At 73.7% G+C, this 26,766-nt stretch carries 27 protein-coding genes; 5 read left to right on the top strand and 22 right to left on the bottom strand.

Translation table 11 applies throughout. From position 1 onward, the window contains the following. Positions 1-30: 30 nt before the first annotated feature. The 5 genes from AC4MBH_RS09395 to fdxA are packed head-to-tail and all read right to left on the bottom strand — an operon-like array spanning position 31 to position 4,001. Positions 31-945 (bottom strand): prephenate dehydrogenase, encoded by a 915-nt coding sequence (locus AC4MBH_RS09395; RefSeq protein WP_491794587.1) that lies wholly within the window; start codon positions 943-945, stop codon positions 31-33. Beyond that, positions 942-1,760 carry a prephenate dehydratase gene (locus AC4MBH_RS09390; protein WP_491794586.1) on the bottom strand — a complete coding sequence of 273 codons (819 nt, stop codon included), beginning with the start codon at positions 1,758-1,760 and terminating at the stop codon, positions 942-944. The genes AC4MBH_RS09395 and AC4MBH_RS09390 overlap by 4 nt, the downstream gene beginning before the upstream one ends. Continuing rightward, entirely contained in the window at positions 1,757-2,578 is an 822-nt protein-coding gene (locus AC4MBH_RS09385; RefSeq protein ID WP_491794585.1) for a hypothetical protein, read from the bottom strand. Before AC4MBH_RS09385 ends, AC4MBH_RS09390 begins: the two co-directional genes overlap by 4 nt. Next, the gene (gene dapC / locus AC4MBH_RS09380) at positions 2,575-3,678 is read right to left on the bottom strand and encodes a succinyldiaminopimelate transaminase (protein WP_491794881.1); all 1,104 of its coding nucleotides are present in this window, start codon (positions 3,676-3,678) and stop codon (positions 2,575-2,577) included. The genes AC4MBH_RS09385 and dapC overlap by 4 nt, the downstream gene beginning before the upstream one ends. Next, the gene (gene fdxA / locus AC4MBH_RS09375; protein WP_491794584.1) at positions 3,675-4,001 is read right to left on the bottom strand and encodes a ferredoxin; all 327 of its coding nucleotides are present in this window, start codon (positions 3,999-4,001) and stop codon (positions 3,675-3,677) included. The genes dapC and fdxA overlap by 4 nt, the downstream gene beginning before the upstream one ends. Positions 4,002-4,066: 65 nt before the next feature. On the opposite strand from fdxA, the gene AC4MBH_RS09370 reads away from it, so the two are divergent. Beyond that, positions 4,067-5,002, top strand: a complete 936-nt coding sequence (locus AC4MBH_RS09370; protein WP_491794583.1) for a GNAT family N-acetyltransferase — start codon at positions 4,067-4,069, stop codon at positions 5,000-5,002. A gap of 36 nt (positions 5,003-5,038) precedes the next feature. Here AC4MBH_RS09370 and AC4MBH_RS09365 read toward each other — a convergent pair whose 3' ends face one another. The 7 genes from AC4MBH_RS09365 to AC4MBH_RS09335 all read right to left on the bottom strand — a co-directional run bounded on the left by AC4MBH_RS09365 (position 5,039) and on the right by AC4MBH_RS09335 (position 11,149). After that, entirely contained in the window at positions 5,039-5,995 is a 957-nt protein-coding gene (locus tag AC4MBH_RS09365) for a DUF389 domain-containing protein (protein WP_491794582.1), read from the bottom strand. Positions 5,996-6,014: 19 nt separating this feature from the next. Continuing rightward, positions 6,015-6,845 (bottom strand): esterase/lipase family protein, encoded by an 831-nt coding sequence (locus AC4MBH_RS09360; protein WP_491794581.1) that lies wholly within the window; start codon positions 6,843-6,845, stop codon positions 6,015-6,017. A 565-nt stretch (positions 6,846-7,410) separates the two neighbouring features. Next, entirely contained in the window at positions 7,411-9,114 is a 1,704-nt protein-coding gene (locus AC4MBH_RS09355; protein ID WP_491794580.1) for a VanW family protein, read from the bottom strand. A 9-nt stretch (positions 9,115-9,123) separates the two neighbouring features. Then, positions 9,124-9,417, bottom strand: a complete 294-nt coding sequence (locus tag AC4MBH_RS09350) for a hypothetical protein (RefSeq protein WP_491794579.1) — start codon at positions 9,415-9,417, stop codon at positions 9,124-9,126. 61 nt (positions 9,418-9,478) lie between these two features. Further along, complete coding sequence (mshB, locus tag AC4MBH_RS09345; protein WP_491794578.1) at positions 9,479-10,411, bottom strand: N-acetyl-1-D-myo-inositol-2-amino-2-deoxy-alpha-D-glucopyranoside deacetylase; 933 nt, start codon at positions 10,409-10,411, stop codon at positions 9,479-9,481. 61 nt (positions 10,412-10,472) lie between these two features. Further along, positions 10,473-10,763, bottom strand: a complete 291-nt coding sequence (locus AC4MBH_RS09340; protein ID WP_491794577.1) for a hypothetical protein — start codon at positions 10,761-10,763, stop codon at positions 10,473-10,475. Then, positions 10,760-11,149 (bottom strand): (deoxy)nucleoside triphosphate pyrophosphohydrolase, encoded by a 390-nt coding sequence (locus AC4MBH_RS09335; protein ID WP_491794576.1) that lies wholly within the window; start codon positions 11,147-11,149, stop codon positions 10,760-10,762. The genes AC4MBH_RS09340 and AC4MBH_RS09335 overlap by 4 nt, the downstream gene beginning before the upstream one ends. An 18-nt stretch (positions 11,150-11,167) precedes the next feature. Here AC4MBH_RS09335 and AC4MBH_RS09330 point away from each other — a divergent pair, with 18 nt between their 5' ends. Beyond that, complete coding sequence (locus AC4MBH_RS09330) at positions 11,168-12,184, top strand: hypothetical protein (RefSeq protein ID WP_491794575.1); 1,017 nt, start codon at positions 11,168-11,170, stop codon at positions 12,182-12,184. 169 nt (positions 12,185-12,353) lie between these two features. Here AC4MBH_RS09330 and AC4MBH_RS09325 read toward each other — a convergent pair whose 3' ends face one another. Next, complete coding sequence (locus AC4MBH_RS09325) at positions 12,354-13,193, bottom strand: thioesterase family protein (protein WP_491794574.1); 840 nt, start codon at positions 13,191-13,193, stop codon at positions 12,354-12,356. 169 nt (positions 13,194-13,362) lie between these two features. On the opposite strand from AC4MBH_RS09325, the gene AC4MBH_RS09320 reads away from it, so the two are divergent. Next, positions 13,363-15,339 (top strand): sensor histidine kinase, encoded by a 1,977-nt coding sequence (locus AC4MBH_RS09320; RefSeq protein WP_491794573.1) that lies wholly within the window; start codon positions 13,363-13,365, stop codon positions 15,337-15,339. A 129-nt stretch (positions 15,340-15,468) separates the two neighbouring features. Here the strand turns inward: AC4MBH_RS09320 and AC4MBH_RS09315 are convergent, their stop codons facing one another. The 7 genes from AC4MBH_RS09315 to AC4MBH_RS09285 all read right to left on the bottom strand — a co-directional run bounded on the left by AC4MBH_RS09315 (position 15,469) and on the right by AC4MBH_RS09285 (position 23,239). Beyond that, positions 15,469-16,506, bottom strand: a complete 1,038-nt coding sequence (locus AC4MBH_RS09315) for a TerC/Alx family metal homeostasis membrane protein (RefSeq protein WP_491794572.1) — start codon at positions 16,504-16,506, stop codon at positions 15,469-15,471. A 185-nt stretch (positions 16,507-16,691) separates the two neighbouring features. Next, complete coding sequence (locus AC4MBH_RS09310; protein ID WP_491794571.1) at positions 16,692-17,048, bottom strand: tetratricopeptide repeat protein; 357 nt, start codon at positions 17,046-17,048, stop codon at positions 16,692-16,694. 50 nt (positions 17,049-17,098) lie between these two features. Continuing rightward, positions 17,099-17,869, bottom strand: a complete 771-nt coding sequence (locus tag AC4MBH_RS09305; protein ID WP_491794570.1) for an amino acid ABC transporter ATP-binding protein — start codon at positions 17,867-17,869, stop codon at positions 17,099-17,101. Continuing rightward, on the bottom strand, positions 17,866-19,350 hold the full coding sequence (locus AC4MBH_RS09300; RefSeq protein ID WP_491794569.1) for an ABC transporter substrate-binding protein/permease: 1,485 nt from the start codon (positions 19,348-19,350) through the stop codon (positions 17,866-17,868). Before AC4MBH_RS09300 ends, AC4MBH_RS09305 begins: the two co-directional genes overlap by 4 nt. A 195-nt stretch (positions 19,351-19,545) precedes the next feature. Then, positions 19,546-20,880, bottom strand: coding sequence for a chromate efflux transporter (gene chrA, locus AC4MBH_RS09295; RefSeq protein ID WP_491794568.1), 1,335 nt, complete (start codon positions 20,878-20,880; stop codon positions 19,546-19,548). A 161-nt stretch (positions 20,881-21,041) separates the two neighbouring features. Then, on the bottom strand, positions 21,042-22,508 hold the full coding sequence (locus tag AC4MBH_RS09290; RefSeq protein WP_491794567.1) for a sensor histidine kinase: 1,467 nt from the start codon (positions 22,506-22,508) through the stop codon (positions 21,042-21,044). Continuing rightward, positions 22,505-23,239, bottom strand: a complete 735-nt coding sequence (locus tag AC4MBH_RS09285; protein WP_491794566.1) for a response regulator transcription factor — start codon at positions 23,237-23,239, stop codon at positions 22,505-22,507. Before AC4MBH_RS09285 ends, AC4MBH_RS09290 begins: the two co-directional genes overlap by 4 nt. Positions 23,240-23,363: 124 nt before the next feature. Here AC4MBH_RS09285 and AC4MBH_RS09280 point away from each other — a divergent pair, with 124 nt between their 5' ends. Further along, positions 23,364-24,371 (top strand): intradiol ring-cleavage dioxygenase, encoded by a 1,008-nt coding sequence (locus AC4MBH_RS09280; RefSeq protein ID WP_491794565.1) that lies wholly within the window; start codon positions 23,364-23,366, stop codon positions 24,369-24,371. 49 nt (positions 24,372-24,420) lie between these two features. Here the strand turns inward: AC4MBH_RS09280 and AC4MBH_RS09275 are convergent, their stop codons facing one another. Together AC4MBH_RS09275 and AC4MBH_RS09270 are read right to left on the bottom strand one after the other, a co-directional pair. After that, entirely contained in the window at positions 24,421-24,975 is a 555-nt protein-coding gene (locus tag AC4MBH_RS09275) for a GNAT family N-acetyltransferase (RefSeq protein WP_491794564.1), read from the bottom strand. 1 nt (position 24,976) lies between these two features. After that, positions 24,977-25,780, bottom strand: coding sequence for an alpha/beta hydrolase (locus AC4MBH_RS09270; protein WP_491794563.1), 804 nt, complete (start codon positions 25,778-25,780; stop codon positions 24,977-24,979). 215 nt (positions 25,781-25,995) lie between these two features. Between AC4MBH_RS09270 and AC4MBH_RS09265 the strand changes: the two genes are divergently transcribed. Next, complete coding sequence (locus AC4MBH_RS09265) at positions 25,996-26,640, top strand: TetR/AcrR family transcriptional regulator (RefSeq protein WP_491794562.1); 645 nt, start codon at positions 25,996-25,998, stop codon at positions 26,638-26,640. Positions 26,641-26,766: the final 126 nt, after the last annotated feature.

Genomic DNA, 26,766 nt, shown 5'->3' with positions numbered 1-26,766 from the left:
CCACGTCCGCACGGGGCCCGGGCCGGTTGGTCAGCCGGCCGGGGCGACCTCGAGGCCACCAACGCCGCGACGCACCAGCACCGAGCCTCCGGCGGCGAGGACGGCGGCGAGGTCGGGGCAGGGCGACCACGCCGGCGCGGGGTCGCGCACGGTCGCGGCACCGTCGGACACCTGCGCCAGGCGACGGCCGAGGGCGGCGGGGTCGTCGAGCTCGCGGCGGTAGTCCTGCAGGAGGGCGACGAGGTCGTCGAGCACCGGGCCGAGGGCGGTCGCGTTGTCGGCGAGCATGTTGCGGGTGCGGTCGGGGTCGCGGCCGGCCACGCGGGTGCCGTCGCGCCACGACCCGGCGGCCAGGTGGGCCGCGGCGGGGTCGGCAGCGCGCTCGACCACCTCGAGCAGGGCGTTGGCGAGGGCGTGGGGCGCATGGCTGACGAGCGCGACGGCGCGGTCGTGCGCGGCGGCGTCGAGCACCAGGACGGTGGCGTCGAAGTGCTGCACGAGGAGCTCCACGACGGTCCCCACCGGCCCGGAGCCGCGGGTCACCGCCCAGGTCGCACCGACGAGGAGGTCGGCGGTGGAGTGGGCGAAGCCGGAGAGCTCGGTGCCGGCCATCGGGTGGCAGCCGACCCACCGGTCGCCCAGCCCGGCGTCGGCCGCGGCCGCGGCGGCGGCGCCCTTGACGCTGCCGACGTCGACGACCAGCGCCCGCGTGGACGCGAGCCCGGCCAGCACGGCCGGCAGCACGTCGAGGGGGGTGGCCACCACGACGAGGTCGGTGTCGGCCGGTACGTCGTCGGCCACGGCGAGCCCGGCCGCTGCGGCGGCGGACCCGGTGCCGGGGTCGGGGTCGACGACGACGACGACGAGCCCGCGGGCGTGCAGGCGACGGGCGACGGAGCCGCCGATCAGCCCAGCACCGACGACCGCCACGCGCTCGAGGGTCATCGCGCGGCCAGCTCGTGCAGCGGTGAGATGCGGCCGAGCGCGCGGGCGGTGGCACCGAGGTCGGCCCACTCCGCGCGCATCGACTCGAAGTCGTCGGCGGTGAACGACCCCGACAGGAACAGCAGGAACACGAAGATGCCGGGGCTGGCCGGGACCGGCCGGGTCACCAGGTTGGTCAGGTTGACGCCGCGCTGCTCCAGGACACCGAGCAGCCGGCGAAGGAGGCCGGGCACGTTGGCGTCGGGGAGCAGGCTGACCAGCAGCCCGTCGTCGCCGTCGGCGCGCACCGGCAGCCGGCTCGCCGAGACCAGCGCGAACTGGGTGAAGGCCGCGGCGTTGTCCTCCACCGCCTCGGCGACGGCGTGCAGGTCGTAGAGGCGGCCGCAGATCCGCGGGCCGATGCCGATCTCGCCGGGGGCGAGGTCACGGCACGCGGCCGCCGTCGAGGAGGCCTCCCGCGTGGGCAGACCCTGCGCCTCGATCCAGCGGCGGCACTGGGCCAGGCCGTGCGGGTGGCTGACCACGACGTGCGGGGGCACCGCGGGATCGCGCGTCCAGGCGTCGAAGGAGATCGGCAGCACCACGCTGTCGACGATCGAGAGCGCCGGGCGCAGCAGCAGCCCGTCGAGGGTGGGCACCACGACGCCGTTGACGGAGTTGTCGATCGGCAGCACGGCGTACGTCGCCTCGCCATCCTCGACCGCGGCCAGCGCCTCGGCGGCGTCGGTGACCGGGACGGCCTCGGCGTCGGGCCGCAGCGAGACCACGGCCTGGTGGGTGAAGGTGCCCGACGGACCGAGGTAGGTGACGTTCACGGCACGAACGCCGCCAGTACGCGGCTGGTGAACCCGACGCCCGCGAGGGCCTCCTGCAGCTCGGTGAGGCGCTCGGCACCGGCCCGGAAGCCGACGTGGAAGTCGTGGTGGCGGGCGCCGCGCGCGAGCGGCAGGGGGTCGCTGTGCAGGAAGTCGAGGTCGATGCCGAGGTCGCTGACCTGCTCCAGGGCGACCATGAGCGTGCCGGCGGACTCGCGCTCGGGCGACATCGAGAGCCACGCCGCCTCGGCGGGCTCGGCGCCCGCCGAGCGCGAGAGCAGTCCGTAGGCCAGCGGCGCCTGCTGCTCGAGGAAGCCGGTGATGAGGACGTCGTCGGCACGGAGCTCGTCGACGTCGACCACGGCCGACCCCAGCTCGTGCCCGGCCCCGAGGATCTCCTCGGTGGTCGTGTCGTCGGGCATCACCCGGAACGCCACGCCGGCGCGGCCCATCGCCTCCACGACGTCGGAGTAGGTCTGCTGGCGCAGGGCCACCGCCTGGGCGTCGCCGGCCCCGCCGCCGAGGCGGGTCCAGCGCCAGGGGGAGGGCACGGTCGCGACCTGGGTGAGCCGCAGCTCGGGTTCGAGGCAGTTGAGGGCGCGCAGCAGGCGCAGCGGCGGTGAGGTCGGGTCGCCGACCCGCACCAGGCCCTCGATGTCGTGGGCGACGTCGAGGGTGGCCATCAGCTCGTCGTAGCCCTGCAGCCCGACCAGGAAGTCGCTGCCGCTCCAGCCGAGCGCGACCCGCACCCGCTCGAGGAGGGTCGGCGGGTCGGTGCTCGGGTGGGCGAGCGAGCGGGTCAGCGGCAGGATGCTCATGCCGTCAGTCTGCCCGCGGCCACCGCGACCGCCTCGTCGGAGGCCGTGATCGCGAGACGGACGTGCCGGTCGCCGGTGGGGCCGTAGGACGCGCCGTCGACCGAGACGACGCCCCGGTCGGCCAGCCAGCCCGTGGTCTCGGCGCTGGACTCGCCGCGGGTGGCCCACAGGTAGAGGCCGGCCTCGCTGTGGTCGACCCGGAACCCGGCCGCCTCCAGGGCGGTGCGGAGCACGTCGCGACGGGCGCCGTAGCGGGCGCGCTGCTCGGCCACGTGGATCTCGTCGCCCAGCGCCGCGATCGCCGCCGCCTGCTGGGGCTCGGGCATGATCAGGCCCAGGTCGCGTCGGGTCGCGGTGAGCCGGGCCACGAGCGCCGCGTCGCCGGCCACGAAGCCGCACCGGTAGCCCGCGAGGTTGGACCGCTTGCTCAGCGAGTGCACCGCGAGGAGGCCGTCGGCCGATCCCCCGCAGATGTCGGGGTGGAGCACGGTCGCCGCCTCGGTCTCCCAGCCGAGGTCGACGTAGCACTCGTCGGAGACCACCAGCGTGCCGCGCTCGCGACCGTGGGTCACCAGCGCCGCCAGCTCGGCGGGCGGCAGCACCCGGCCGGTCGGGTTGGCCGGGGAGTTGATCCAGAGCAGGGCCGGTGTGCGTCCGGCGCGGTCGAGGGCCAGCAGGTCGTCGAGCCCGTCGACGAGGACGACGTCGCGCCCGGCCAACCGCGCGCCGACGGCGTACGTCGGGTAGGCCAGCGCCGGGATCGCCACCGGGCCCGGGTGCTCGGGGTCGAGGGCCAGCAGGGGCAGCGTGCCGATCAGCTCCTTGCTGCCGACCGTGGGCAGGGTCGCCCCGGGGGCGACGCAGGAGACGCCGTGGACGCGGGCCAACCAGTCGACGTACGCCTCGCGGAGCCCCGGGCGGCCGATGGTGAGCGGGTAGCCGGGCGCGTCGGCGTGCTCGACCAGGGCCCGTCGTACGACCTCGGGCGTCGGGTCGACCGGCGCGCCGACCGAGAGGTCGACGACGTCGAGACCGGAGGCGGCGGCCCGCTCACGGACCGCGGCGACACCGGCGTGCCAGCCGACGGCGGGACGGGTCAGTGGTCGTGCTCCTGCGGCTCCATCGCGGCGATGATCGGGTGGTCGTGGTCGATCTCGCCCATCTTCGCGGCCCCGCCCGGGGAGCCGATCTCCTCGAAGAAGCCGACGTTGGCGGTGTAGTAGTCCTTCCACTCCTCCGGGACGTCGTCCTCGTAGAAGATGGCCTCGACCGGGCAGACGGGCTCGCAGGCGCCGCAGTCGACGCACTCGTCGGGGTGGATGTAAAGCATCCGCTTGCCCTCGTAGATGCAGTCGACCGGACACTCGTCGACGCAGGCCCGGTCCTTGAGGTCGACGCAGGGCTGCGAGATGACGTAGGTCATCGGTGGTTCCTCCTGTGGTGTCCCGGAGAGCGGGTGCGAGAGCAACGCCAGCCTAGTGTGTGGGCGTGCCCGCCCCGCAGGAACCCCAGAGTGTGGGCAGCGATGTCGGGCGCCACCTGCTCGGCCCGCACGTGGTCGGCCGGCGTGTCGTCGTACGCCGCCTGGTGCGCGGCGAGACCGGTCCGAGCGGCGGTCCGGCGCTGACCGACCTGCTCGGCGTGTGCGAGGCGTTCGGCGACGGCGTGCTCGTGGTCCGGCCCGAGACCGGTCCCCCGGTGACCATCCCGCTGGCCGACGTGGTCTCCGGGAAGCCGGTGCCGCCGCGGGCCTCGGTCCGCGACCGGGTGCCGGCCCGCGACGCGCAGGTGCGGGGGTTCGCGCTGTTCCCCGACCTGGTGACGGCCCCCGTGGGCGACTGGGTGCTGCGCGACTCGGCCACGGCCACGGCGCGGCGTGCCAACTCGGTCCTGGCGTTCGGCCCCTCCGGCGTCACCGACGACGTCGAGCGGGTCGTCGCGCACTACGCCCGGCCGGTCGCCGCCGTGCTGGCCGGCTCGGCGGAGGACGAGCGGCTCACCGCCCTCGGCTGGGTGCCCGAGTCGCACGAGTCCGACACCCTCTTCCAGGTCGCCGGCACCGCCCAGGTGGCGCGGGCGCTGCGCGGGGCCGACGACCCCGCCGCGGAGCTCGTCGACGACGGCGACCTCGCGACCGTGCGCGTCGGCGACCGGGCGTCGGGGGCGGCGGCGTATGCCGACGACTGGGTCGGCTTCCGCTCGCTCCTGGTCGACCCGGCCCACCGTCGCCGTGGCCTCGGCCTGGCGGTGATGGCGGCGCTGCTCGGGTGGGGCGCCGAGCGCGGTGCGACCACGGCCTACCTCCAGGTGCTCGCCGACAACGCGCCGGCCCTGGCCCTCTACCAGCGGCTCGGGTTCCGCACCCACCACCGCTACCGCTACCTCACGCCGGGCCCCGACCGATCTGTCGCCGACCCGGTCTAGTCGCGGCCCACCGCCGAGCGTCGTCGTTGCTCGGGCCTACTCCTGGAACCCGAAGATCTTCTCCGACCGCTCCGCCAGCCGCGGCCACACCGTGCGCACCAGCAGCAGCGTGATGACGCCGGCCAGCACCATGCCGACGATGTTGAGGCCGAGCTGGGCAGCCGACCCGCGCATCTCGTCGAGGTCGCCCACGGCGATGCCGAGGGCCAGGTTGCCGGCGGCCGGGACCGTGGTGACGCTGATGAAGACCCCGACCATGGTGGCCTGGCGGTCGATGGCGAGGGCGAGGGCGCCGGCCGCGCCGGCCAGCAGGGCCACCACGATCGACCAGGTGTCGGGACGCCAGATGAAGCCGGTGTTGGGTCGCGGTCGGGTGACGGCCTCCTCGGTGACCAGCCCCGCGGCGCCGGCGACCAGCGCCAGCACCGTCACCACCGCGATCGAGAACACGAAGGACAGCACGAGCAGCCGCAGCGCCCGCACCACCAGGCGTCCGTTGAGCAGCACGATGCCGGCACAGACCGCCGCGATCGCGCCGAACTCCGGCCCGACCACCATCGCGCCGACCACCAGCACCGCCGAGTCGGTGATCACCGCGACCGCCGCGAGCGCCACCGCGAGGACGAGGAAGACGTGGAACGACAGCGTCGGCACGGCACCGGCCGACGCGGTCGCCTCCACCGAGTCCCAGATGACGGCGTCGTCGGGGTGCCCGGGTGCGAGCCGGGCGAGCTCGCGGGCGCCGTCGAACGGCGTCCCGGTCGGGGTGCTGAGCACGATGCCGCCGACCTCGTGCAGCCGGAGCGCCTTGAGCTCCCGCACCAGGTCGCCGGCCTTCTCGCGCGCCACGTCGGCCTCGATGAGGACGCCGGGCGGGTGCACGACGACGCCGGGCTGGAAGGTCACGTTGGTGACGAAGGCGTGGCCGACGAGCAGGTCGCGCACCTCGTCGCCGAGGTTGTCGGGCACCGTGAGCCGGAAGTGGACGAGCACGGCCCGCAGCGTACGGGGGTCAGAGGCAGCGTGGCCGGAACGCGGGGCTGGCCGGGCCGGGGCGGGTCAGCGCGTGCAGCGCAACCGAGAGCGACGGCGTCGCCAGCGGGATGAGCAGGTGCTCGGCGAGCTCGAGGGGGCACACCTGCTGCAGGGTCAGGTTGGTGGTGCGCGGGCCGGCGGCGAGGTAGCCGGAGGTGTGCGGGACCACGACCTCGTCGTAGCGGGTGGTGACCTGGGTGTAGCTGACCCCACCCGGGGTCTCGTCACCGGCGTTGAGCCGGGTCAGGAACGCCGACCCGGCGCCCTGCTGCACGCACGACCGGCAGGCGAACCCGACGAGCCGGCTGATGGGGTTGGCGCCGGCGGTGTAGGCGGTGCCGTGGTTGGACGGCGCGAGTCCGACCAGGTCGTCGACGACCGCGGCGCCGCCGAGGAACTTGATGAAGTAGCGCGGCATCATCCCGCCCTGGGAGTGGCCGACCATCGAGACCTTGCTCGCCCCCGTCGCCCGGAGCACCCGCTGGGTGTAGGTCCTCAGCTCGCCCGCGGAGGCGGCGATGTCGTCGAGCCCCCGGTTGCCGTAGTCGAGGGAGAAGACGCAGAAGCCGGCCGCCTTGATGCCGGCCGACAGCCGCTCCAGCAGGCTGCGCCGGTCGCCGCCCGTGCCGTGGACGAGGATCACCGGCGTCGGCCGGGCCGCGGTGGGCTTGCACGACCAGTCGTTCGCGCCCGGCGGGTCGCCCAGCGGCGACGTCGGCAGGTCACCCGCCGACGCCGTCGGCGACGCCACCGTCAGCCCGACGGTGAGCAGGACGGCGACGAGCAGGGACCCCATGACGTGGCGCATGTCACGCGATGTTACTCGCCAGTCGGGTCTCGGGACAGGGGGTGGGCGCCGGTGGTCGAGGAGGTCGGCACGACCGTCTCGAGACCCGGTGTGGTGCCCGCGAGCGGTGGGCGCGGACGCTGCGGGGGTTTCGAGACGGTTGCTAGCGCAACCTCCTCAACCAGCGTGCGTCACCACCGGTGGTCGAGGAGGTCGGTCACGACCGGCTCGAGACCCGGTGAGGTGCCCGCGACCGGTGGGCGCGGACGCTGCGGGGGTTTCGAGACGGTTGCTGGCGCAACCTCCTCAACCAGCGTGCGTCACCACCGGTGGTCGAGGAGGTCGGTCACGACCGTCTCGAGACCCGGTGAGGTACCGCGAACGGTGGGCGCGGACGCTGCGGGGGTTTCGAGACGGTTGCTGGCGCAACCTCCTCAACCAGCGTGCGTCACCACCGGCGGTCGAGGAGGTCGGTCACGACCGTCTCGAGACCCGGCGAGGTGCCCGCGAACAGTCGGCGCGGACGCTGCGGGGGTTTCGAGACGGTTGCTGGCGCAACCTCCTCAACCAGCGTGGGTGCAGGACCTCAGCCGAGGGAGCCCGGCGGCTGGCAGATCACCGTGTCGGACGGCGTGTACTCGGTGTGGAACTTCTCCCGCTTGACGACCTCGTCGGAGCCGGGGCGCTTGAAGATCCGGAACACGTCGATCTGGAACCCGGAGTAGCCGGCGTTGGGGTAGCAGTCGGGGGTGTCGAGGGTGCGGGTAGCGGCGCCGGTGTAGGCGTAGCGCTCGGAGGTCGTGGTCTCGATGTCCCAGACCTTGGTCGACCACATCCGGACGATGACCTCGCCCTGGGACGACGGGGTGCTGGGCTTGAGCTCGGTGTCGATGAGGACGCCGTGCTCGGTGTTGTTGCGGAACCTCAGGTCGACGGTGGGCCAGGCGACGGTGGCCTCGCGGCCGACCGGGTAGCGGTTGATGTAGAAGGAGTGCGGCTTGTGCTCGATGTCCTCCAGGCCGGCGAAGAACATCGCGTTGAACAGCGTCGTGGCCATCTGGGAGACGCCTCCGCCGAGGTCCTCCTTGAAGATCCCGTCGCTGATGATGAAGCCCTCGGTGAACCCGTTCTCCCGGGTGCGCTCGCCCACGGTGTCGTTCATCGAGAACACCTCACCGGGCTTGAGCAGGGTGCCGTCGATGATCTCCGCGGCCCGGCCGATGTTGGTGTTGCGGTACTCGGCGTAGGGGAAGTAGGTGGGGAACTCCGAGACCTTCTGCTTCACGCCGAGGGCGCGGGCGTCCTTGGTGGTGAAGTCGGGCTGGTCGACAGTGCCGTCGACCTCGGCGACGCGGTCACCCTCGGGTGCGGCCACCACGCCGAGGAGCGCGGCGGCGACATCGGCCGGCTTGAACGTCACGCCCGGCCTGGCCTTGATCACCTTCGGCCGGCCGTCGACGAGCTCGATCCGGGCGTCGACCGGGCCGCCGTCGCCGTTCGCGTCCTCGACCAGCGGGGCGAGGGCCTCGGCGTCGACGGCGGGCACCAGCTCGCCGTCGCGCGGCTCGAGGCGGAGGGCGGCGGCGTACTGCTGCGGGGTCAGGCGCACCCGGGCCGAGCCGACCCGGAGGGTGACGGGCGCCGACAGGGCGGGCTCGGCGAAGGACCGCACGGCCTCGTCGACGTCGCCCTGGTCGATGTCGGGGACCAGCTCGGTGATCGCCAGCTCGGCCGGCTCCCCGCTCAGGTACGACGCCACGAGGGCCTCGCGCGTCGACGCGGCCTCCAAGCCGCGACCGGGCTCGGGTGCGGTGACCTGCACCCGGGTGTCGGCCAGGCTCACGGCACCGTCGACGGGATCGGTGCCGAGGTCGCCCTCGAGCCGGTCGATCGCGGCGTCGAGCGCCGCGTCGTCGGTGCGGACGACGGCGTCGGTGTCGTCGCCACCGGCGTAGTAGTCCCAGACCGATCCGGGGCTCCACGACTGCTCGCGCGCGACGGCGGCCACCGAGGCGGCGTGGTCGACCTCGAGCCCGGCCTCGGCGGGGTCGACCTCGGCGCTGCGGCCGTCGACCGACACCTCGATCGGGCGCGTGACCTCCTCGGCGAGGCCCTCGCGCAGGGCGTCCTCGGCCTCGCTCGGCGTCAGGCCGCCGACGTCGACGCCGGCGATGCTGGCACCGCGGGGCAGCTTGTCACCGGCCGCGACGTAGGCGGCGGCGTAGCCGCCGGCGGCGAGCAGGGCCACGACCACCACCACGACGACGGCGATGCGGCCACGGGTCTTCACCCGCACATCCTAGGGATCGGGCGTGTCCGCGGGGCGCAGTGGCCGGACCGTGACGATCCCGGACAGCATCAGCACCAGCCCGAAGCAGAGCAGCACGTAGCCGTCGGCGTCGGCCGCGACCAGGTAGCCGCCGCCCGATCGGGGCAGCAGCGCGACCCCCAGCACCGCGACCCAGCCGGTGGTGAAGGCGAAGCGCAGGCTCCACCCGCCCGGCAGCGCCCAGGCCGCGGCGGCGGAGGCCAGCAGGCCGAGCACCAGCCCCAGCGTGCGGCCGTGGGTGAGCACCGCGGCCGCGCCGACCACCGCCCCGGCCAGGCCGAGCGCGAGGCCGCGGACGACCAGCAGCGCCCGCGACCGGGTCAGGTCAGGCCTCCGCGCGGGCGTCGAGACCGGCGAACAGGTCGGTCTCGAGGCCGTCGGGGCCGAGCGGTCCGCGCTCGCCCTTGGCGATCCGGAAGTACTCGATGCCCCAGGCGGTCGAGCCGACGTTGTTGGACAGCGCGAAGAACGGGCCGTCGGTGGTGATCTGGGTGGCGTGGGCCGCGAGGGCCGCCATCTTGGTGTCGACGTGGTCCTGCGCGTCGACCGCGGCGGAGAGGTTGTCGTCGGAGGTGACGAACGGCGGCAGCGGCCCGTCGGGCTCCATGCCCTCGAAGGTGGTCGTGTCGCCCATCTCGCGCAGCAGCCGCAGGCCCGCGCGCATCCGGGTCTCCGACATCGCGCCCCAGTAGACCTTGGCGACGTCCCAGGCCTCCCCCAGGTCGCGCCGGTAGGACGGCACCGCGGCCAGCGCGACGGCGTACGTCGCGACCCGGTGGGCCTGGATGTGGTCGGGGTGGCCGTAGCCGCCGAACTGGTCGTAGGTGACCAGCACCTGGGGGCGCACCTCGCGGACGATCTCGACGAGGAGGTCGGCGGCCTCGGTGAGGTCGGCGTGCCAGAAGGCGTTGTCGGGGATCTCGGGCGCCGCGATCGCGTGGCCGTCGGGGTGCCAGGCCATGCCCGAGTCGTGGAACCGGCCGAACCCACCGAGGAAGCGGTGGTCGGTGACGCCGAGCTCGGCCATCGCCGCGGCCAGCTCGCCGCGCCGGTGCTCGCCGAGCCCGCCGTCGCGGTCGGAGGCGAGGTGCTCGAGCTCGGGCACCAGCACCTCCCCCATCTCGCCGGCGGTGCAGGTGACGAGGGTGACGCCGCGGCCCTCGGCGACGTACTTGGCCATCGTCGCGCCCTGGCCGATCGACTCGTCGTCGGGGTGGGCGTGCACGAGCAGGAGCCGCTCGGCGGGAGTGTCGCTCATGTCGTCCAGCGTAGTGAGCGCCGCCCGAGCCGCCGCACCGGCGGACGGCGGGGAGGCACGTCTAGGGCCGCTTGATCCGCTTGGGCGCCGCCGGCAGGTCGAGCGGCGGCAGCACCGGCGGGGCGGGCTGGTCGGCGTCGTACCAGCCGTCGCGCTCCTCGACCAGGAGCTCCAGCACCACCGCCGGCGCGTCGGTCACCACCGCCCACGGGTGGTCCTCGTCGTCGTCCTCGCCGGCGAGGCGGTCGCGCAGCACCTCGACGTCGTAGCCCTGGCCGGCGAGGCGCGCCGCGACCGCGCGGGCGTCGTCCTCGTCGAAGAAGATGCCGCGTCCGGGCGTCGGGGTGCTCATGCCGCCAGGACCTCGCGCAGCTGGGCCAGGAACGGCCGGTCGGGCTCGAGCCAGTCGACGTCGTCGAGGTGGTCGCGGTCGAGCCAGCGGATCCGGTCGTGCTCGGTCGGGTACGGCGTCCAGGTCGCGACCGCGCAGGTGGCCACCCGCAGCTCGTGGGTCTCGGCGATCGGGGCGGCGCCGTCGAGCCAGCCGGTCACCGTCACGACCAGGCCGAGCTCCTCGGCGACCTCGCGGACCAGCGCGTCGTCGGGGGTCTCGCCGGGCTCGACCTTGCCGCCCGGCAGCTCCCACCGCCCCGCCGCGGCTGCGGGCGTCGTACGACGGCACGCGAGGAGGCGTCCGCCGCGCACGATCGCCGCACCCACCACCGCCCGCCTGTCCATGTCGGCGAGACTACTGAGATGACCGGGCTCTACCTGCAACGCGTGGACGACACCAGCGACGCCGTGGAGGCGCTCGCCGCCCGCAGCGAGGGGCGGGTCGGCCTCGACGGGCTGCTCGCCGACCTGCCGCGCCGGCTGCGCCGCACGTGGGCGCCCGGGCGCGCCGTGCACGAGGCGTGGTGGTTCGACCCGAGCGACCAGGTCGACCTGCGGTGGTGGCCGCAGGGCGTCTCGACCGCCGCCGACGCCGGGCGCGACGACGTGCACGGACGCCGGCTCGTGGTGATGACGTCGTACGCGAAGAAGATGCCGTGGCACGACGAGAAGCACGGCTCGCGGGTGAGCTTCCTCGACCTCGACGCCGACCGCTACCGCCACGTGCTGCTGGTCCGGCCCAAGCCCGACGGCGGGCTCGAGCCGCTGCACGTGCACGCCGGCGGCGTGGTCTGGCACGGCGACCACCTGCACGTCGCCGCCACCGGCCGCGGCCTGTTCACCTGCCGTATCGACGACCTGGTCCGGGTGGCCTCGCCCGACGTCGCGTTCGGCTACCGCTACGTGCTGCCGGTGCGCTGGCAGTACCGCGCCGTGACCGACGAGGGCGCCGCGAAGTTCCGCTACTCCTTCCTCTCCCTCGACCGCAGCACCGACCCTCCGGCCGTGCTGGCGGGCGAGTACACCAACGACCCCACCGTGACCCGCCGCCTGGCCACCTTCGGCACCGACGCCGCGACCGGGCTGCTGGAGACCGGCCCCGACGACCGCACCCGGCTGCGCACCCTCGGCGACGGCCCGCTGCGGATGCAGGGCGCCGTCAACGCCCGCGGCCGCCTCCACGTCACGGTCTCCCAGGGCCGCCTGGTCCCGGGCTCGGTGTACGCCGGCCAGCCCGACGCCCTGACCCACCACCGCCGGGCGACCCCGATGGGCAACGAGGACATCGCGTACTGGCCCGAGGAGGACCTGCTCTACTCCGTCTCCGAGCACCCGACCGCGCGGTGGCTGTTCACGATGAGGCGGTCCTGGTTCGACTGACGGGTGGGTCCGCTGTTTCGCGGGGCGGGTGGGGCGGGGTCGCTGGATTTCACCGGTGAGCCGGGGATACCTGAACTTCCCAGGCGGGATATTGCCCGGGAGGTTCAGACTTCCCCGGTCCACCGGTGAGATCTCGCCCCGGGCCCCCACCTCCCCCGCCGCGCGCCGACTACCCCCGCGGCATCCGCGCCAGCTGCCGCGACTGCGCGACGAGCCGGCCCGCGGAGTCCCAGACCTCGCAGTCCTCCTCGAACAACCCGTCGGCCATGTTGCGGCTGGCGTGGGTGACCCGCAGCCAGCCGGGGGCGGGGCGGGCGCGCACGTGGGCGGTCAGCTCGAGGGTGGGCGCCCAGCCGATCTGGCCGTAGGTGAACGTCACCGGCGGCAGCGCGTCGAGCACCAGCAGCAGCGACAGCGGGTCGGGGTCGCGGCCGTCCTCGAGGCGGAACCACCCGCGCAGCAGGCCGCTGCTGTTGGGCTGCCCGACGGCCCAGCCGATGTCGTCGGGGTGGAGGCGCAGGTCGAACCTCTCGAGGAAGGTCGCCGACGTCAGCTCGGCCGGCGGGACGGCGCTGCCCACGCACTCGTCGGGGGGTGGCAGGTCGGGCGGGGTGGCGAGGGTGCGCACCTCACTGCCGGCGGCGGCGAGCCGGTCGAGGTCGCCGTACGTCGCCAGCGCGCAGATCCGGGTGTCCTCACCCTGGCGCAGGTCGGCGGCAGCCGTGGCGACGGTGCCCCCGTCGCGCAGCACGCGTACGTCGACCTCGGCGGACCCGGGCCGGGACGCTGACAGGTAGTACGCGCTGATCGCGAGGGGGTCCGGCTTGGCGGGCAGCGCGGTGCCGATCGCCCGCGCGATGGTGGCGAGCAGGTAGCCACCGTTGAGGCCGCTCCCGATCTGCCAGCCGTCGCCGAGCTCCGCGGCGTAGCGGGTCCCACCGGACCCATCCGACCCACCCGGGCCGGGCGCGGGAGTGACGGCGGTCGTGGCGTCGAAGACGGAGGTCACGACGCGAACGCTAGTGCGCCGGCCCGCCCACCGGGCCCGGGTGGACCCGGCTGGGCCCGCCACGCCGAGTTGGCAAAACGGTCGCCGTCCTGACACTTCCCGGCAACCCGCCTCGAAGTTGCGCACCCTGGGTCACACTGGCAGGAACCCCCCACTCCTGGAAGTGAACGTGTCCGCCACCGCCCCCGTCGCCGGTGCCGCCGACCTCCGAGCGGCACGCAGCCTGGTCCCGCTCTGGGCCGGTGTCGCCCTGACCGTGGTGGCCCTCGCCGCGGTGGTCACCTGGGACGACCTCGGTGGCGACGGGACGAGCGCGGTGGTGCTCGCGGTCAACGGGGCCGCGGCCCTCCTGGCCGCCGCGGGCGCCCGACGGCAGCGGGGCGCCGGACGCGTGTTCGCCGTCCTGCTCGCGACCGGGCTGACGATGAACGCCCTCGGCGACGCCGTCTACACCTGGGACTCGTTGCGTCGCGAGATCCCGACCGCCTCCCCCGCCGACGTCTTCTACCTGGCCTCGACCCTCTTCATCGCTGCCGCCCTGTTCCAGGCGGCGGCCCGGGGGCGCGACCGCCGCCTCGACGTCGACGCCCTCGTCGACGCGGTCACGGTGGTCGTGGTCTCGGCGCTGGTGCTGGTCCACCTGCAGGTGCACCTGATCGGCATCGACGACCCCCAGCTCCTGGGCCAGGTGGTGATCACGGCGTACCCGGTGCTGGACGCCGTCGCCCTCGGCCTGCTGGTCCGCGTCTCCGTCGGCTCGAACCGGCGCCTGTGGGGCGGGACGTGGCTGGTCGGGGGCCTGGGGACCTGGCTGATCTCCGACCTCCTGTACCTGTTCGAGGTCATCCCGGACGCCGACGACCCGCTGCTCAACCTGGGCTGGATGCTCGGGTGCGTCCTGATGGCGCAGGCCGCCTGGCCCTCGGCCGACCGGCCCGGCCGCGAGCGGCCCGAGCGCCAGTGGTTCGTGGCCCGCGTGCTGGTGGCGATCCTGCCGCTGGTGGCACCGGTGGTGCTGCTCGCCGTCGAGCCCGCTTTCGGCCAGGACGCCTTCGTGCCGGTGATCCTGGCGTCGACGGCCGCCCTCTTCGCCCTGGCCGTGGTGCGGTCCGTGCGGATCCTGCGGTCCGAGGCGCGCGCCCGCGAGGTCGCGGTGGAGGCCTCCCGGGCCAAGTCGGAGTTCCTGGCCACCATGAGCCACGAGATCCGGACCCCCATGAACGGCGTCCTCGGCCTCACCTCGCTGCTGCTCGCCAGCGACCTCGACGACCGACAGCGGCGCTACGCCGAGGGCGTCGAGCAGACGGGACAGGCGCTGATGGCGATCATCAACGACCTCCTCGACTTCTCCAAGATCGAGGCCGGCCGCGTCGACATCGAGCACACCGAGCTCGACGTCGGCCGCCTCCTCCGCGAGGTGGCCGCGCTCGTGGTCGGGCCGGCCAGCCACGGCGACGTCCGCACCCGGGTCGTCTGCGACGTGCCGACGGTGCTCGGCGACGTGGCCCACCTGCGCCAGGTGCTCATCAACCTGGCCGCCAACGCCGTCAAGTTCACGCTCCAGGGCGAGGTCGTGCTCACCGCCCGCACCGTGGCCGAGGGCGACGACACCGTGCGCGTGCTCTTCGAGGTCCGCGACGAGGGGATCGGCATCGCGCCGGAAGACCTGCGCCGCGTGTTCGAGCCGTTCTCGCAGGCCGACGCCTCCACGACCCGCGAGTTCGGCGGCACCGGCCTCGGGCTCTCGATCAGCAACCAGCTGGTCACCGCGATGGGGGGCGCCCTGCGCGCCGACAGCGAGCCGGGCCGGGGCAGCCGGTTCTGGTTCGAGCTCGACCTCGGCCGCACCGAGCAGTACCAGCCGCCCCGCGTGCTCGTCCTCGAGGACGGCGAGGTCAACCAGATGATCGCCGAGGGCGTCGTCGAGCACCTCGGCTACGCCCTCGTCGACGGGCCGGGCCGGCCCCACGACGTCGTGGTCGCCGACCCGGACCGCGCGACGGCGTACGCCGGCCCGGCGCCGGTGGTCGTGGTCGACCGGCCGTTGCGGCCGGCCGACCTGCGCCCGGCGATCGAGGCCGCCCTGGCCGGTCGCGCCCCCGCCACCCGCCCCACCCGACCGGCCTCGCCGGTCCCCGGGCTGTAACCGGTCACCGACGCTGGTCGAGCCGGGCGAGCGCCAGCGAGCCCGAGTCGAGACCCGGCGAGTTACGCACCCTGCGGGGTCTCGACTCACAGCGACTTCGTCCCTGCGGCTCGACCACCGTCAGCGGGGTCAGACCTTGAGGTCGGAGTCGCGGGTCTCGTCGGCCGCGTCGCGCTCCTCCTGGCGGCGTACGGCGACCAGGCTGGTGATCGTGGTGACCACCAGGACGCCGACCACGACGCCGAGCGAGAGGAGGTTGCCGATCTCGGGCACGCTCTTCCAGTTCAGGTGGCCCCAGTGCAGCACCAGCTTGACGCCGATGAAGCCCAGGATGATCGACAGGCCGTAGGACAGGTGCACCAGCTTGGCGAGCAGGCCCTGGATCACGAAGTAGAGGGCGCGCAGGCCGAGCAGCGCGAAGGCGTTGGTCGCGAAGACCAGGTAGGGGTCCTCGGTGATGCCGTAGACCGCGGGCACCGAGTCGACGGCGAAGACGATGTCGGTCATGAACACCGCGACCGTGACGAGCGCCAGCGGGGTGAGCGCGCGCTTGCCGGCCTGGCGGACCGTCATCTTGGTGCCCTGGTAGTCCTCGGTCACGGGCCAGAAGCGGCGCAGGACCTTCACGACCCGCATGTCGTTGGGGTCGGGCTCCTCCTCGGCCTCGCCGCTGAGGGCGTCCTTGAGCAGCTTGGCGCCGGTGAGCAGCAGGATCGCGCCGAAGATCAGGAACACGAAGTTGAACGCCGACAGCGCGGCGGCACCGAGGGCGATGAAGATGCCGCGCAGCACCAGGGCGCCGATGATGCCGAACAGCAGCACCCGTTGCTGCAGGGCCTTGGGCACCGCGAACGCCGAGAGCAGCAGCATGAAGACGAAGAGGTTGTCGACGCTGAGGCTCTTCTCGACGATGTAGCCGGTGTAGTAGTTGACGCCGTTCTCGGTGCCGTGGGCGGAGAGGACGTAGACGCCGAACGCCAGCGGCAGCGCGATGTAGAACGCCGACCACAGGCCGGCCTCCTTCATCGAGACCTCGTGCGGCTTGCGGGTGGCGATGAAGTCGACGACGAGCAGGAGCAGGACGCCGCCGATGGTGACGGCCCAGAGGGTCGGCGTACCGATGCTCTCGATCGCCAGCGGCGACGTCGGGATGGTGGGCAGGGACACGTGAGATCTCCTCAAGCGAGACGGCTTGAGGTCTCCCTCACCGCCGTGGACCGACGGCCTCCACCCGGGGAACCGATGGCGGTTCCGTACTGACCGGGGAAGAGTGACGAGGTACTCCCCTCGACCTCCAGAGTAGTCGGGTCGAGGGGTGGACCGAAGGTCACGGCGATGAGAAAGCTCTCATGTCAGGCGGCGTCGTACGACGTGCCGGGCGCGCCGAGCGCGGCGGCCAGGCGCAGCGCCTCGGCGGCCTCGTCGCGACGCGATCCGCGCTCGAGGGTGCGGCCCAGGAGGAGCGCGGCGTAGGCGTCGGTAGGCGACTCGGCGAGCACCGCGCGCGCGGCCGTCTCGGCCCGGCCCAGCTGGGCCGAGTGGTAGTAGGCGCGGGCCAGCAGCAGCCGGACGTGCGTCAGCCCGTGCCCGGTGTCGTCGGCCTCGCCGGCGAGGTCGGTCAGCAGCCGCTCCAGCGTCTTGGCGGCCCCGAGGTAGTCCCGGAGCTCGAACTGGCGGCTGGCCCGGTGGTAGAGCTCGTAGGCGGTCATGCCCCTTCAACGCCGCGGCGCGCCCGGCATTCCCGACCGCGGGGCCCGCCCTAGCCGGCCTGCAGCACCCGGGTCAGGAACTGGCGGGTGCGCTCCTCCTGCGGGTCGACGAGCACCTCGGGACCGCCGCGCTCGGCGACGACGCCGTCGTCGAGGAAGAGCACCTGCTGCGCGCAGTCGCGGGCGAAGCGGACCTCGTGGGTGACGACCACCATCGTCCAGCCCTGGTCGGACAGGTCGCGGATCACGGCGAGCACCTCGCCGACCAGCTCGGGGTCGAGCGCCGAGGTGGGCTCGTCGAGCAGCACCACCTCGGGTTGCAGCGCCAGCGCGCGGGCGATGCCCACGCGCTGCTGCTGGCCGCCCGACAGGTCGGCGGGGTACGCCGTCTCCCGCCCGGCCAGGCCGACCTGCTCCAGCAGCGCCCGCGCGTCGGCCTCGGCCTCCTCGCGGGGACGGCCCTGCACCTGCACGGGCCCCTCGACGAGGTTGCCGAGGACGGTCATGTGCGGGAAGAGGTGGTGGGCCTGGAAGACCATCCCGCTGCGGGCCCGGAGCGCACGGACCTCCTGGCGCCTCGCCCCGCGGTCGCGCGGGGGGACGCCGAAGTCGACCGCGGCGTCGCCGATGCGCACCCGACCGGCGTCCGGCGTCTCCAGGACGTTCAGCGAGCGCAGCACGGTCGTCTTGCCCGAGCCGGACGGCCCGAGCAGGACGGTGCAGGTGCCGGACGCGGCGGTGAAACCGACGTCGCGCAGCACGGGCGTCCCGTCGAAGGACTTGCGCAGCCCCTCGACGTCGATCAGGTGCTCGGCGCTCACGTGGCGTACCTCCCCAGCTTCTTCTCCAGCTTGTCCTGGCCGATCGAGATCACGAAGCAGACGACCCAGAAGTACGCCGCCGCCAGCACGTACAGGGGCAGGAACTCACCGGTGTTCTGGGCCACCTTCTGCGCCTCGCGGAACCCCTCGGTCACCAGCACGACCGAGGCGAGTGACGTGTCCTTGACCAGCGAGAGCAGCGTGTTGGACAGCGGCGGCACGGCGATCCGCGAGGCCTGCGGCAGCACGATGCGTCGCATCGACCGGCGGTAGCCCATGCCGATCGTGGTGGCGGCCTCGAACTGTCCCCGCGGCACCGCCAGGATCGAGCTGCGGATGATCTCGGCGGCGTACCCGCCGACGTTGAGGCTCAGCGCCAGGCACGCGGCGGTGAAGCCCGGCAGCTTGATCCCGATCTGCGGCAGGCCGTAGAAGACGACGAACAGCTGGACGAGCAGCGGCGTACCGCGGATCAGCGAGATGTAGAAGCGCGCGGGCCACCGCAGCAGGCGCGAGGACGACATCCGGGCGAGCGCAGCGAGCAGGGCGATGACCAGGCCCACGACGAAGCTGACGATCGTGAGCGGGATCGTGCCCTTGATGAAGCCGCCCAGCATCGGTCCGGCGGCCTCGCGGAGCGCGTCCCAGGTCGTGGTGTCCTTGCTGGACCCCTCGGGATCGACCTCACCGCCGCCCTCGACCGACACGTCGGCCTTGAAGTAGTCCTCGGAGATCTCGGCGAGCGTGCCGTCGGCGGCGAGGCGTTGGAGGGCCTGGTCGGCCTGGTCGCGCAGGTCCTGGTCGTCCTGGCGGAAGACGAGGGCCTGCCGGCTGACCTCGTCGTCGACCTCGCCGACGATCTTGATCCCGGCGTCGTCCCGGGAGGCGAGGTAGTCGAGCACCGCGATGTTGTCGTTGACGATCACGTCGACGCGGCCCTGCTCGAGCAGCTCGGCCGCCTGCGGCAGCCCGTCGACCGACTCCACCTCGGCGCCGGCGTCGCGCGCCACCTGGGCCCAGTTGCTGGTCTCCGACTGCGCCGCCGTCCTGCCCCGGAGGTCCTCGAGCGTCGTGATGTCGTCGGTGTCCGTCGAGGTGACGATGACGCCGCGGGAGTACGTGTAGGGGCGAGTGAAGAGGTAGCGGGCCTCGCGCTCGGGGTTGATGCTGATCTGGTTGGCGATGACGTCGATGCGTCCGGCGTCGAGGGCCGGGAACAGCGAGTCGAACCCGCCCTGCACGAACTCGACGTCGAAGCCGGCCTCGTCGGCCACGGCCTCCATGACGTCGATGTCGTAGCCGGTCAGCTCGCCGCCGTCCTCGTAGGAGAACGGCGGGTAGGTGCCCTCGGTGCCGACCCGCAGCACGGGTCGGTCGCCGTCGCCCCCACTCGCTGCCGCTGCGGCCGGACCCGGGTACGCGGCCGCGAGTCCCGCCAGGATCGCCACCGCGATCGCCGCCAGCAGCGCGCTGCGCGCCACGAGCGACCTCGTCCCTGCTCCCACCGGTCCACCCCCGTCGACGTCGGTACCCGATCGGGGCGGAACCCCGCACCGCCTACTTGTCGGGCGAACTGGTCAAGTTACACGAGCAAGCCGGGTGGACGGCTGGCCGGGGCGTGCCGGGGGAGGCGCCCATCCGCATGACGGCGGCCGCACCCGGAGGTCGCGCCCGGTTCAGACGCCGACCGCGAGCCCCACGACGACGCCGACCAGCGCACAGACCCCCAGGGTGCGCAGCGGGCTCCAGCCGAGCCGGAAGATCAGCAGCAGGCCGAGCGCGGTGATCGCGAGCGGCGTCCACTGGACCGTGTCGAGCAGCGGCACCTCGAGGTCGACAGGGCCGGGGGTGAGGCGCGTGGTGTCGTCGAACAGCGTGTGGATCGTGAAGAACACCGCCAGGCTGGCGATGACCCCGACCACGGCGGCGGTGATCCCGGTCAGGGCGGTGGAGAGGGCCTGGTTGCCGCGCAGGCGCTCGACGTACGGGGCGCCGAGCAGGATGAAGAGGAAGCAGGGCACGAACGTGACCCAGGTGGTCAGCAGCGCCGCGAGCACCGCCGCGAGCCACGGGTCGAGCGAGCCGGGGTCGCGGTAGGCGCCCACGAACGCGACGAACTGGACGACCATGATCAGCGGTCCGGGCGTGGACTCGGCGAGGGCGAGCCCGCGGACCATCTCGCCGGGCGCCAGCCACGCGTAGGTGTTCACGGCCTGCTGGGCGACGTAGGCCAGGACGGCGTAGGCCCCGCCGAAGGTGACCACGGCCGCGCCGGAGAAGAACAGCCCCTGGTCGACGTAGATGCTGGTCCGGCCGAAGACCACGGCGGCGGCCGCGACCGGCACGGCCCACAGCGACAGCCCGACCACCAGGACGGTGAGGGCGCGCCGGCCCGACGGGCGCTCGGCGTGCAGGGCGTCGTCGCTGATCAGCGGCGCGGGACCGTCGTCGGCCGTGGCCTTCTTGGGCTTGGCCAGGCCCGGGATGCGTCGGCCGAGGAGCCAGCCGACCAGCGCGCCGGCGGCCACCACGGCGGGGAACGGGACGGCGAAGACCGTCAGGGCGACGAACGAGGCGGCGGCCAGGACGACGAGCGAGGGGTGCGAGAGCCCCTTGCCGCCGACCCGGACCACCGCCTGCGCGACGATCGCGATGACGGCCGGCGCCAGACCGAGGAACAGCGACTCCACGACCGTGGTGTCGCCGTAGCCGACGTAGATCGCGGACAGCGCGAGCAGCGCGACGACCCCGGGCAGGATGAACAGCACGCCCGCGACCAGCGCGCCCTTGACGCCGTTGAGGAGCCAGCCGACGTACGTCGCGAGCTGCTGGGCCTCGGGGCCGGGCAGCAGGGTGCAGTAGGACAGCGCGAACAGGAACCGCTGCTGGCCGATCCACCGGTTCTCGTCGACCAGGGTGCGCTGCATGACCGCGATCTGCCCGGCGGGCCCGCCGAAGGTCTGCAACGAGATCAGGAACCAGGCCCAGGTCGCCTCCCGAAGCGGGATCACGTCACGGCTCCCCGCCGGGTCGGTCACGGGAGTCGCGGGGGACGTGGTCGGACGGCCAGCTCGTCTGCTCCCCCACGACATGGCGGCATCGTGCCAGCCGCGGGGCCCGCGACCTGACTCCAGGAGTGGTCGCCCGCCGTCGGGTGGCGGAACTCTGGGTGCTACGGCGCGGGGCCGGGTGCCGCTGGTGACCGCGGCAGCGTGACGTCGATCCGGGTGCTGCCGGGCTCGCTGGCGAGGGTGACCGTGCCCCCGTGGCTTCCGACGATCGCCTCGACGAGCGCCAGGCCGAGGCCGACGCCACCCTCGCGCTGTCGGCCGGTGTCGCCGCGGGCGAACCGCTCGAACGCGTGCGGGAGCAGCTCGGGTGCGAAGCCGCCACCGTCGTCGTGGACGGCGAACCCGTCGGGCCGGGCGGTGACGGTCACGGTCGTGCCGGGCGGGGTGTGCTTGCGCGCGTTGGTGAGCAGGTTGGTGACGACCTGGTGCAGCCGGCGCTCGTCCCCGGTGACCTCGACGACCGAGGGCGGGAGGTCGAGGCGCCACCGGTGGTCGGGGGCGACGACCCGGGCGTCGGAGACGGCCTCGAGCAGCAGCCGGGTGAGGTCGACCGGCGCGCTCTCGAGCGCGCGACCGGAGTCGAGGCGGGCCAGGAGCAGCAGGTCCTCGACCAACGAGGTCATCCGCTCGGACTCGTCGGCGACCTTGGTCAGCGCGGTGGCGGCCGTGGCGACGTCGCCGGGACGCCGGCGGGCCAGCTCGGTGTAGCCGGCGATGGTGGTGAGAGGGGTGCGCAGCTCGTGGGAGGCGTCGGCGACGAACTGGCGCACCCGCTGCTCGCTGGCGTGCCGGGCGTCGAGGGACGTCTCGACGTGGGCGAGCAGGGTGTTGAGGGCGGCACCCACCTGGCCCACCTCGGTGCGCTCGTCGGTGAGGTGGTCCGGCACCCGTTCGGTCACCCCGATCGCGCCCGACGACAGCGGCAGCGCGGCCACGGTGTGCGCGGTCTCCGCCACCTCTCGCAGCGGCCGCAGCTGGCGGCGTACGACGGCCCGCCCGGCGACCGCGGCGACCAGCACCGCGAGCAGGCCGAGCAGCACCTCGAGCCGCACGAGCGATCCGACGGAGGCGTCCACGTCGTCGGACGGGAGTCCGACCGCGGTGTCGTCCTCGGCGAGCACGCGGTAGGCACCGAGCCCCGGCAGGTCGACCGGGTGCACCTCGTCGTCCTCCGGCACCGCGTCGAGGACGGCGAGCACGTCGGCCTCGACCGCGACCGGCTCGGCCTCGCCCCGGTCGACGTCGACCAGCACCTCACCGACCCCGCCCTCGTAGTCGTCGTAGAACCGCGCGGTCACCGTGCCGACCCGTTGCCCGCGGACCCCGTCGCCCGGCCCGCGGTCGGCGCCGCCCGGTCCCTCGGGGTCGTCGATGCCGCTGCCGAAGAACGGGTCCCGGGGGGCGAACCGGGCGCGCTCGAGCGACTGCTCGATCTCGTCGTCGAGCTGGGCGGTGAGGTTGTCGCGCATCACGAGGGTGGTCGCCGTACCGACCAGCACCGAGACCACGGCGACGAGCAGGACCGCCGTGACGACGAGCCTCGAGGTGAGGGAGGCGAAGCGGCTCACGCGCCGGTCGCCGGCTTCAGCACGTAGCCCGCGCCACGCAGGGTGTGGATCATCGGCACGCGTCCGGCGTCGACCTTCTTGCGCAGGTAGGAGATGTAGAGCTCGACGACGTTGGCCTGGCCACCGAAGTCGTAGTTCCAGACGCGGTCGAGGATCTGGGCCTTGCTCAGCACCCGCCGGGGGTTGCGCATCAGGAAGCGCAGCAGCTCGAACTCGGTGGCGGTCAGCACGATCTCGCTGCCGGCGCGGGCCACCTCGTGGCTGTCCTCGTCGAGGGTGAGGTCACCGACGGTGAGCACGGACGACGTCGCGGCCTGCTGCGCGCCGGAGCGGCGCATCAGCGCGCGCAGCCGGGCCACCACCTCCTCGAGGGAGAACGGCTTGGTCACGTAGTCGTCGCCGCCGGCGGTGAGCCCGGCGATCCGGTCCTCCACGGCGTCCCGGGCGGTGAGGAACAGCACCGGCACCGTCGGGTCGGTCGACCGCATCCGGCGCAGGACCTCCATGCCGTCGAGGTCCGGGAGCATCATGTCGAGCACGACGGCGTCGGGCCGCAGCTCCCTGGCCGCGGCGACGGCCCTGGAGCCGGTGTGCGCCGCGGTGACCGCCCATCCCTCGTAGCGCAGCGCCATCGAGATCAGCTCGGCGATGTTGACCTCGTCGTCCACGACGAGCACCCGCACCGGCGAGCCGTCGGCGCGGGTCAGGGCGAGGGGGGCGTCCACGGGCATGCGCCCATGGTGCCGTCGCCGCCTGTGCGCCCGCTGTGAGCAGGCCTGGACTCCGCTGCGGGCTCACAGGAGACGCACAGGCGACCCCGGGTCCGGGCACATCCGGGCCCGCCAGGCTGAGGACATGCAGCCACGACGACGAGACGCCTCCGCCCACCCGGACCACGGCCCCGCCCCGACCGGCCGGACCGCCGGCGACGGCGGTCGGGCCGCCCGACGCTGGCGGGGCCGCGTGCTCCCCCGCACCGCCGAGGACCTCGAGGACCAGGGCCTGGGGTTCGACGTGCAGACGGTGCTGAACCGCCGTTCGGTGCTGCGCGGCGCCGGCGTCGGCGCCGCCGGGGTCGCGCTCGTCGCCTGCGGCACCAGCTCGGGCGGGGAGCAGGCCGCCGCCACCGGCACGACCAGCACGGGTGAGATCCCGGACGAGACCGCCGGCCCCTACCCCGGCGACGGATCCAACGGGCCCGACGTGCTCGAGGAGACCGGCATCGTGCGCAGCGACATCCGGTCGAGCTTCGGCGAGGGCAGCGGCACCGCCGGCGGGGTCCCGATGACGCTCGAGCTCGCCCTCAGCGACCTGGCCGACGGCGGCTCCGCCTTCGTCGGCGCTGCCGTCTACGTGTGGCACTGCGACCGCGAGGGCCGCTACTCGATGTACTCCGAGGGCGTCGAGGACGAGAACTACCTGCGCGGGGTGCAGGTCGCCGACGACGACGGCGTCGTCCGCTTCACCAGCATCTTCCCGGCCTGCTACACCGGGCGGTGGCCGCACATCCACTTCGAGGTCTACCCCGACGAGTCGGGCATCGACGACGCCGCCAACGCCATCGCCACCTCGCAGGTCGCACTCCCGAAGGCGGTGTGCGACACGGTCTACGCCACCACGGGCTACGAGCAGTCGGTCGCGAACCTGGCGAGCCTCACCCTCGCCTCCGACAACGTCTTCGGCGACGACGGCGGCGCTAGCCAGCTCGCCACCGTCACGGGCGACGTCGAGGGCGGCTTCCGGGTCACCTTGCCCGTCCGCATCGACACCGCGACCGCGCCCGCCGCCGGCGGGGCCGGTCCGGGCGGTGCCCCGCCGGCCGGTGGTCCCGGTGGACCCGACGGCGGTTCCCCGCCGCGTTGAGCCGGGACGGCGTCAGCGCGGTCCGGTCCACGTCGCTCCCCTCACCCGGTCAGCTCCTCCCGGGCAACGGCAGGTGAAAGGTCAGGGCGGTGCCGGCACGTTCGCTGGGACGTGGATCGAGCACCCGGGCTCGCAGCATCGCGATCACCGCACGGTTGTCGGCGGCAGTCGTCAGCTGGAGGCAGTCGACCCCCATCGCGGCGCACTCCGACAGGAGAGCGCCGAGGAGCGCCGAGCCGACGCCGCGGCGCTGGTGGTCGTCCCGCACCAGCAGCGCGACCTCGGCGCAGAATCCGCCCCCGTGGGGGGCAGCGAGCGCCCACACGCCGTGGCCGACGACGTCCTCCCCGACCAGGGCGAGCAGCGGTCGCGTCGAGGGAGCCACCCGGAGCAGGCGGTCGGCCAGCCGCGGCAGCTGCGCTCGCCCGACGCCCGTCAGGAACCGGTGGTAGAGGGTGTCCGCGGACGAGCGCGCCAGGAGCTGGACCATGCCGTCGCGGTCGTCGGGCGAGGCCGGGCGGACGGTCAGCACGCCGACCGGCGCACTGGTCGCGACCGCACCCCCGCCCGTCGTCGCCACGGTGGGCCGCAGTGGTGCGAGCACGCTAGCCATCGGCGCGACGCCCGCTGCCGACGTACTCGACCACCGCATCAATCACGGTCGCGGAATCCAGGATGCGGCCGTGACCGAGACCGTCTGTCTCGACGTACGTCGCCCGCGGCCCGTAGGCGCTCCTGATCACCGCGGACTGTGCCGGGTCGACGACCTTGTCGCCCCGGTCGTGGACGAGGAGCACGTCGCAGTCCGCGGGCACGTCAGCGGAGAACCGGCGCCAGATGTCGGGGTCGCCTGCGAAGAGGCGCCGCTCGATGGTGCGCCGCAGCGCAGCAGCCAGCGCGGGCCGCAGGCCCAGTCCGATGCAGAACGTCTCCACGAGGTAGGCGAACCTCGCGACACCGCTCACCGCGACCACACGACCGACGGGCAGACCCTGCCGCACGGTGTACAACGCGAACGGCACCGCCAGCGAGTGAGCCACCACCGCCTCGAAGTGCCCGTGGCGCGCCGCCAGGGCCACCATGATCGCCTCGTGGTCCAGGATCGTCCCGGCCGTCCCGCGAGTACTGCCGTGCCCCGGCGCGTCGTAGGAGACCGGGCTGTAGCCGGCGTCGAGCAGCGCGGCGATCAGGCGGGCGTACCTCGAGGCACGAGCACGCCAGCCGTGGACCAGCAGCACGGGGCGCCGGCCGTCCCCCCACTCGTAGATCGTCACCCGCCGGCCGTCGTGCACGAGCCAGTCGACGCGGGCCGCCTCGTGCACCGCACGCTCCGTCGGTCGCACGTCACCCCGGACCAGCGGGCGGCGCCACAGCTCGAACGCGATCCGTCCTGCGAGCCGTGGCGACACCCGGCCGATCGTGTTCAGCGCACCGCCCACCGCAGCGCTCGAGCCGCTGGGGCGACCGGCGGGTGGCCTCGGTCGGAGGTCCGCGTCTGCGTCTCGTCGGACCAGTGGCGTCGGAGAATTCATAGAACGAACGATCGTACTAATACTTTGGTGTGTCAAGATGCCCAGGCCGGGTTGCCCGGCGAGCCACGCCGGTCGATCCCGAGGAGGAAGGCGTGCAGGACGAGCTGCTCGAGGCCGACGGACGCCTTCGCCGGGGCGGGGACACGCGGCGCGCGGTGCTGGGCAAGGCCGTGGAGGTCGCCTCGGTCCACGGCCTCGACGGCCTGTCGATCGGACAGCTGGCCAACGCCCTGTCGATCAGCAAGAGCGGCCTCTTCGCCCACTTCGGGGCGAAGGAGGAGCTGCAGCTGGCCACGATCAGAGCGGCCCGGCGCATCTTCGCCGACGAGGTCGTGTCCCCCGCCCTGCTCGTACCCCCGGGGCTGGGCCGGACGTGGAGGCTGAGCGAGTGCTGGCTCGACTACTCCCGGCACCGCGTCTTCCCCGGAGGGTGCTTCTTCTCCAAGGCCACCCACGAGTTCGGCGGGCGGCCCGGCGCGGTCCGCGACGCACTGGTCTCAGCGAACCGTGAGTGGCTCGCGCTCCTCCAGACCACCGTCGACGACGCCAAGCAGCTCGACGAGCTCTCCCCCAACGTCTCGGCGGCGCAGCTGGCCTTCGAGATCAACGCGCTCCTCGAGTTCGCCAACCTCGGCTCGCTCCTGGGCCACGACGACTGCTACAGCCGTGCCCACACCGCGATCCAGGAGCGGCTCGAGCGCGACGCGACCCCGTCCGCCATCCGGCCCTGGAGCTGAGGACGGGACGTCGACGAGCTCGCCGGCCGGCGGCCGTCGCGGGGGTTCGGGACCTGGTTCGTGAAGTCACCCCAGCTCGGCGGCCCGGTGACACCGAGGGGGGTGCTGGCGCGTCCGACGACGCCA

The sequence above is a fragment of the Nocardioides sp. WJ219 genome (assembly GCF_058559815.1).
The sequence above is the reverse complement of the archived record's forward strand: the minus strand, read 5'-3'. Positions and strand labels throughout refer to the sequence as shown.

What these genes read in the sequence shown, in the direction of transcription:
- AC4MBH_RS09395 (WP_491794587.1), bottom strand. Translation starts at nt 945, where the DNA reads ATGACCCTCGAGCGCGTGGCGGTCGTCGGTGCTGGGCTGATCGGCGGC.
- AC4MBH_RS09385 (WP_491794585.1), bottom strand. Translation starts at nt 2,578, where the DNA reads ATGAGCATCCTGCCGCTGACCCGCTCGCTCGCCCACCCGAGCACCGAC.
- fdxA (WP_491794584.1), bottom strand. Translation starts at nt 4,001, where the DNA reads ATGACCTACGTCATCTCGCAGCCCTGCGTCGACCTCAAGGACCGGGCC.
- AC4MBH_RS09360 (WP_491794581.1), bottom strand. Translation starts at nt 6,845, where the DNA reads ATGCGCCACGTCATGGGGTCCCTGCTCGTCGCCGTCCTGCTCACCGTC.
- mshB (WP_491794578.1), bottom strand. Translation starts at nt 10,411, where the DNA reads ATGAGCGACACTCCCGCCGAGCGGCTCCTGCTCGTGCACGCCCACCCC.
- AC4MBH_RS09340 (WP_491794577.1), bottom strand. Translation starts at nt 10,763, where the DNA reads ATGAGCACCCCGACGCCCGGACGCGGCATCTTCTTCGACGAGGACGAC.
- AC4MBH_RS09335 (WP_491794576.1), bottom strand. Translation starts at nt 11,149, where the DNA reads ATGGACAGGCGGGCGGTGGTGGGTGCGGCGATCGTGCGCGGCGGACGC.
- AC4MBH_RS09330 (WP_491794575.1), top strand. Translation starts at nt 11,168, where the DNA reads ATGACCGGGCTCTACCTGCAACGCGTGGACGACACCAGCGACGCCGTG.
- AC4MBH_RS09310 (WP_491794571.1), bottom strand. Translation starts at nt 17,048, where the DNA reads ATGACCGCCTACGAGCTCTACCACCGGGCCAGCCGCCAGTTCGAGCTC.
- AC4MBH_RS09285 (WP_491794566.1), bottom strand. Translation starts at nt 23,239, where the DNA reads ATGCCCGTGGACGCCCCCCTCGCCCTGACCCGCGCCGACGGCTCGCCG.
- AC4MBH_RS09280 (WP_491794565.1), top strand. Translation starts at nt 23,364, where the DNA reads ATGCAGCCACGACGACGAGACGCCTCCGCCCACCCGGACCACGGCCCC.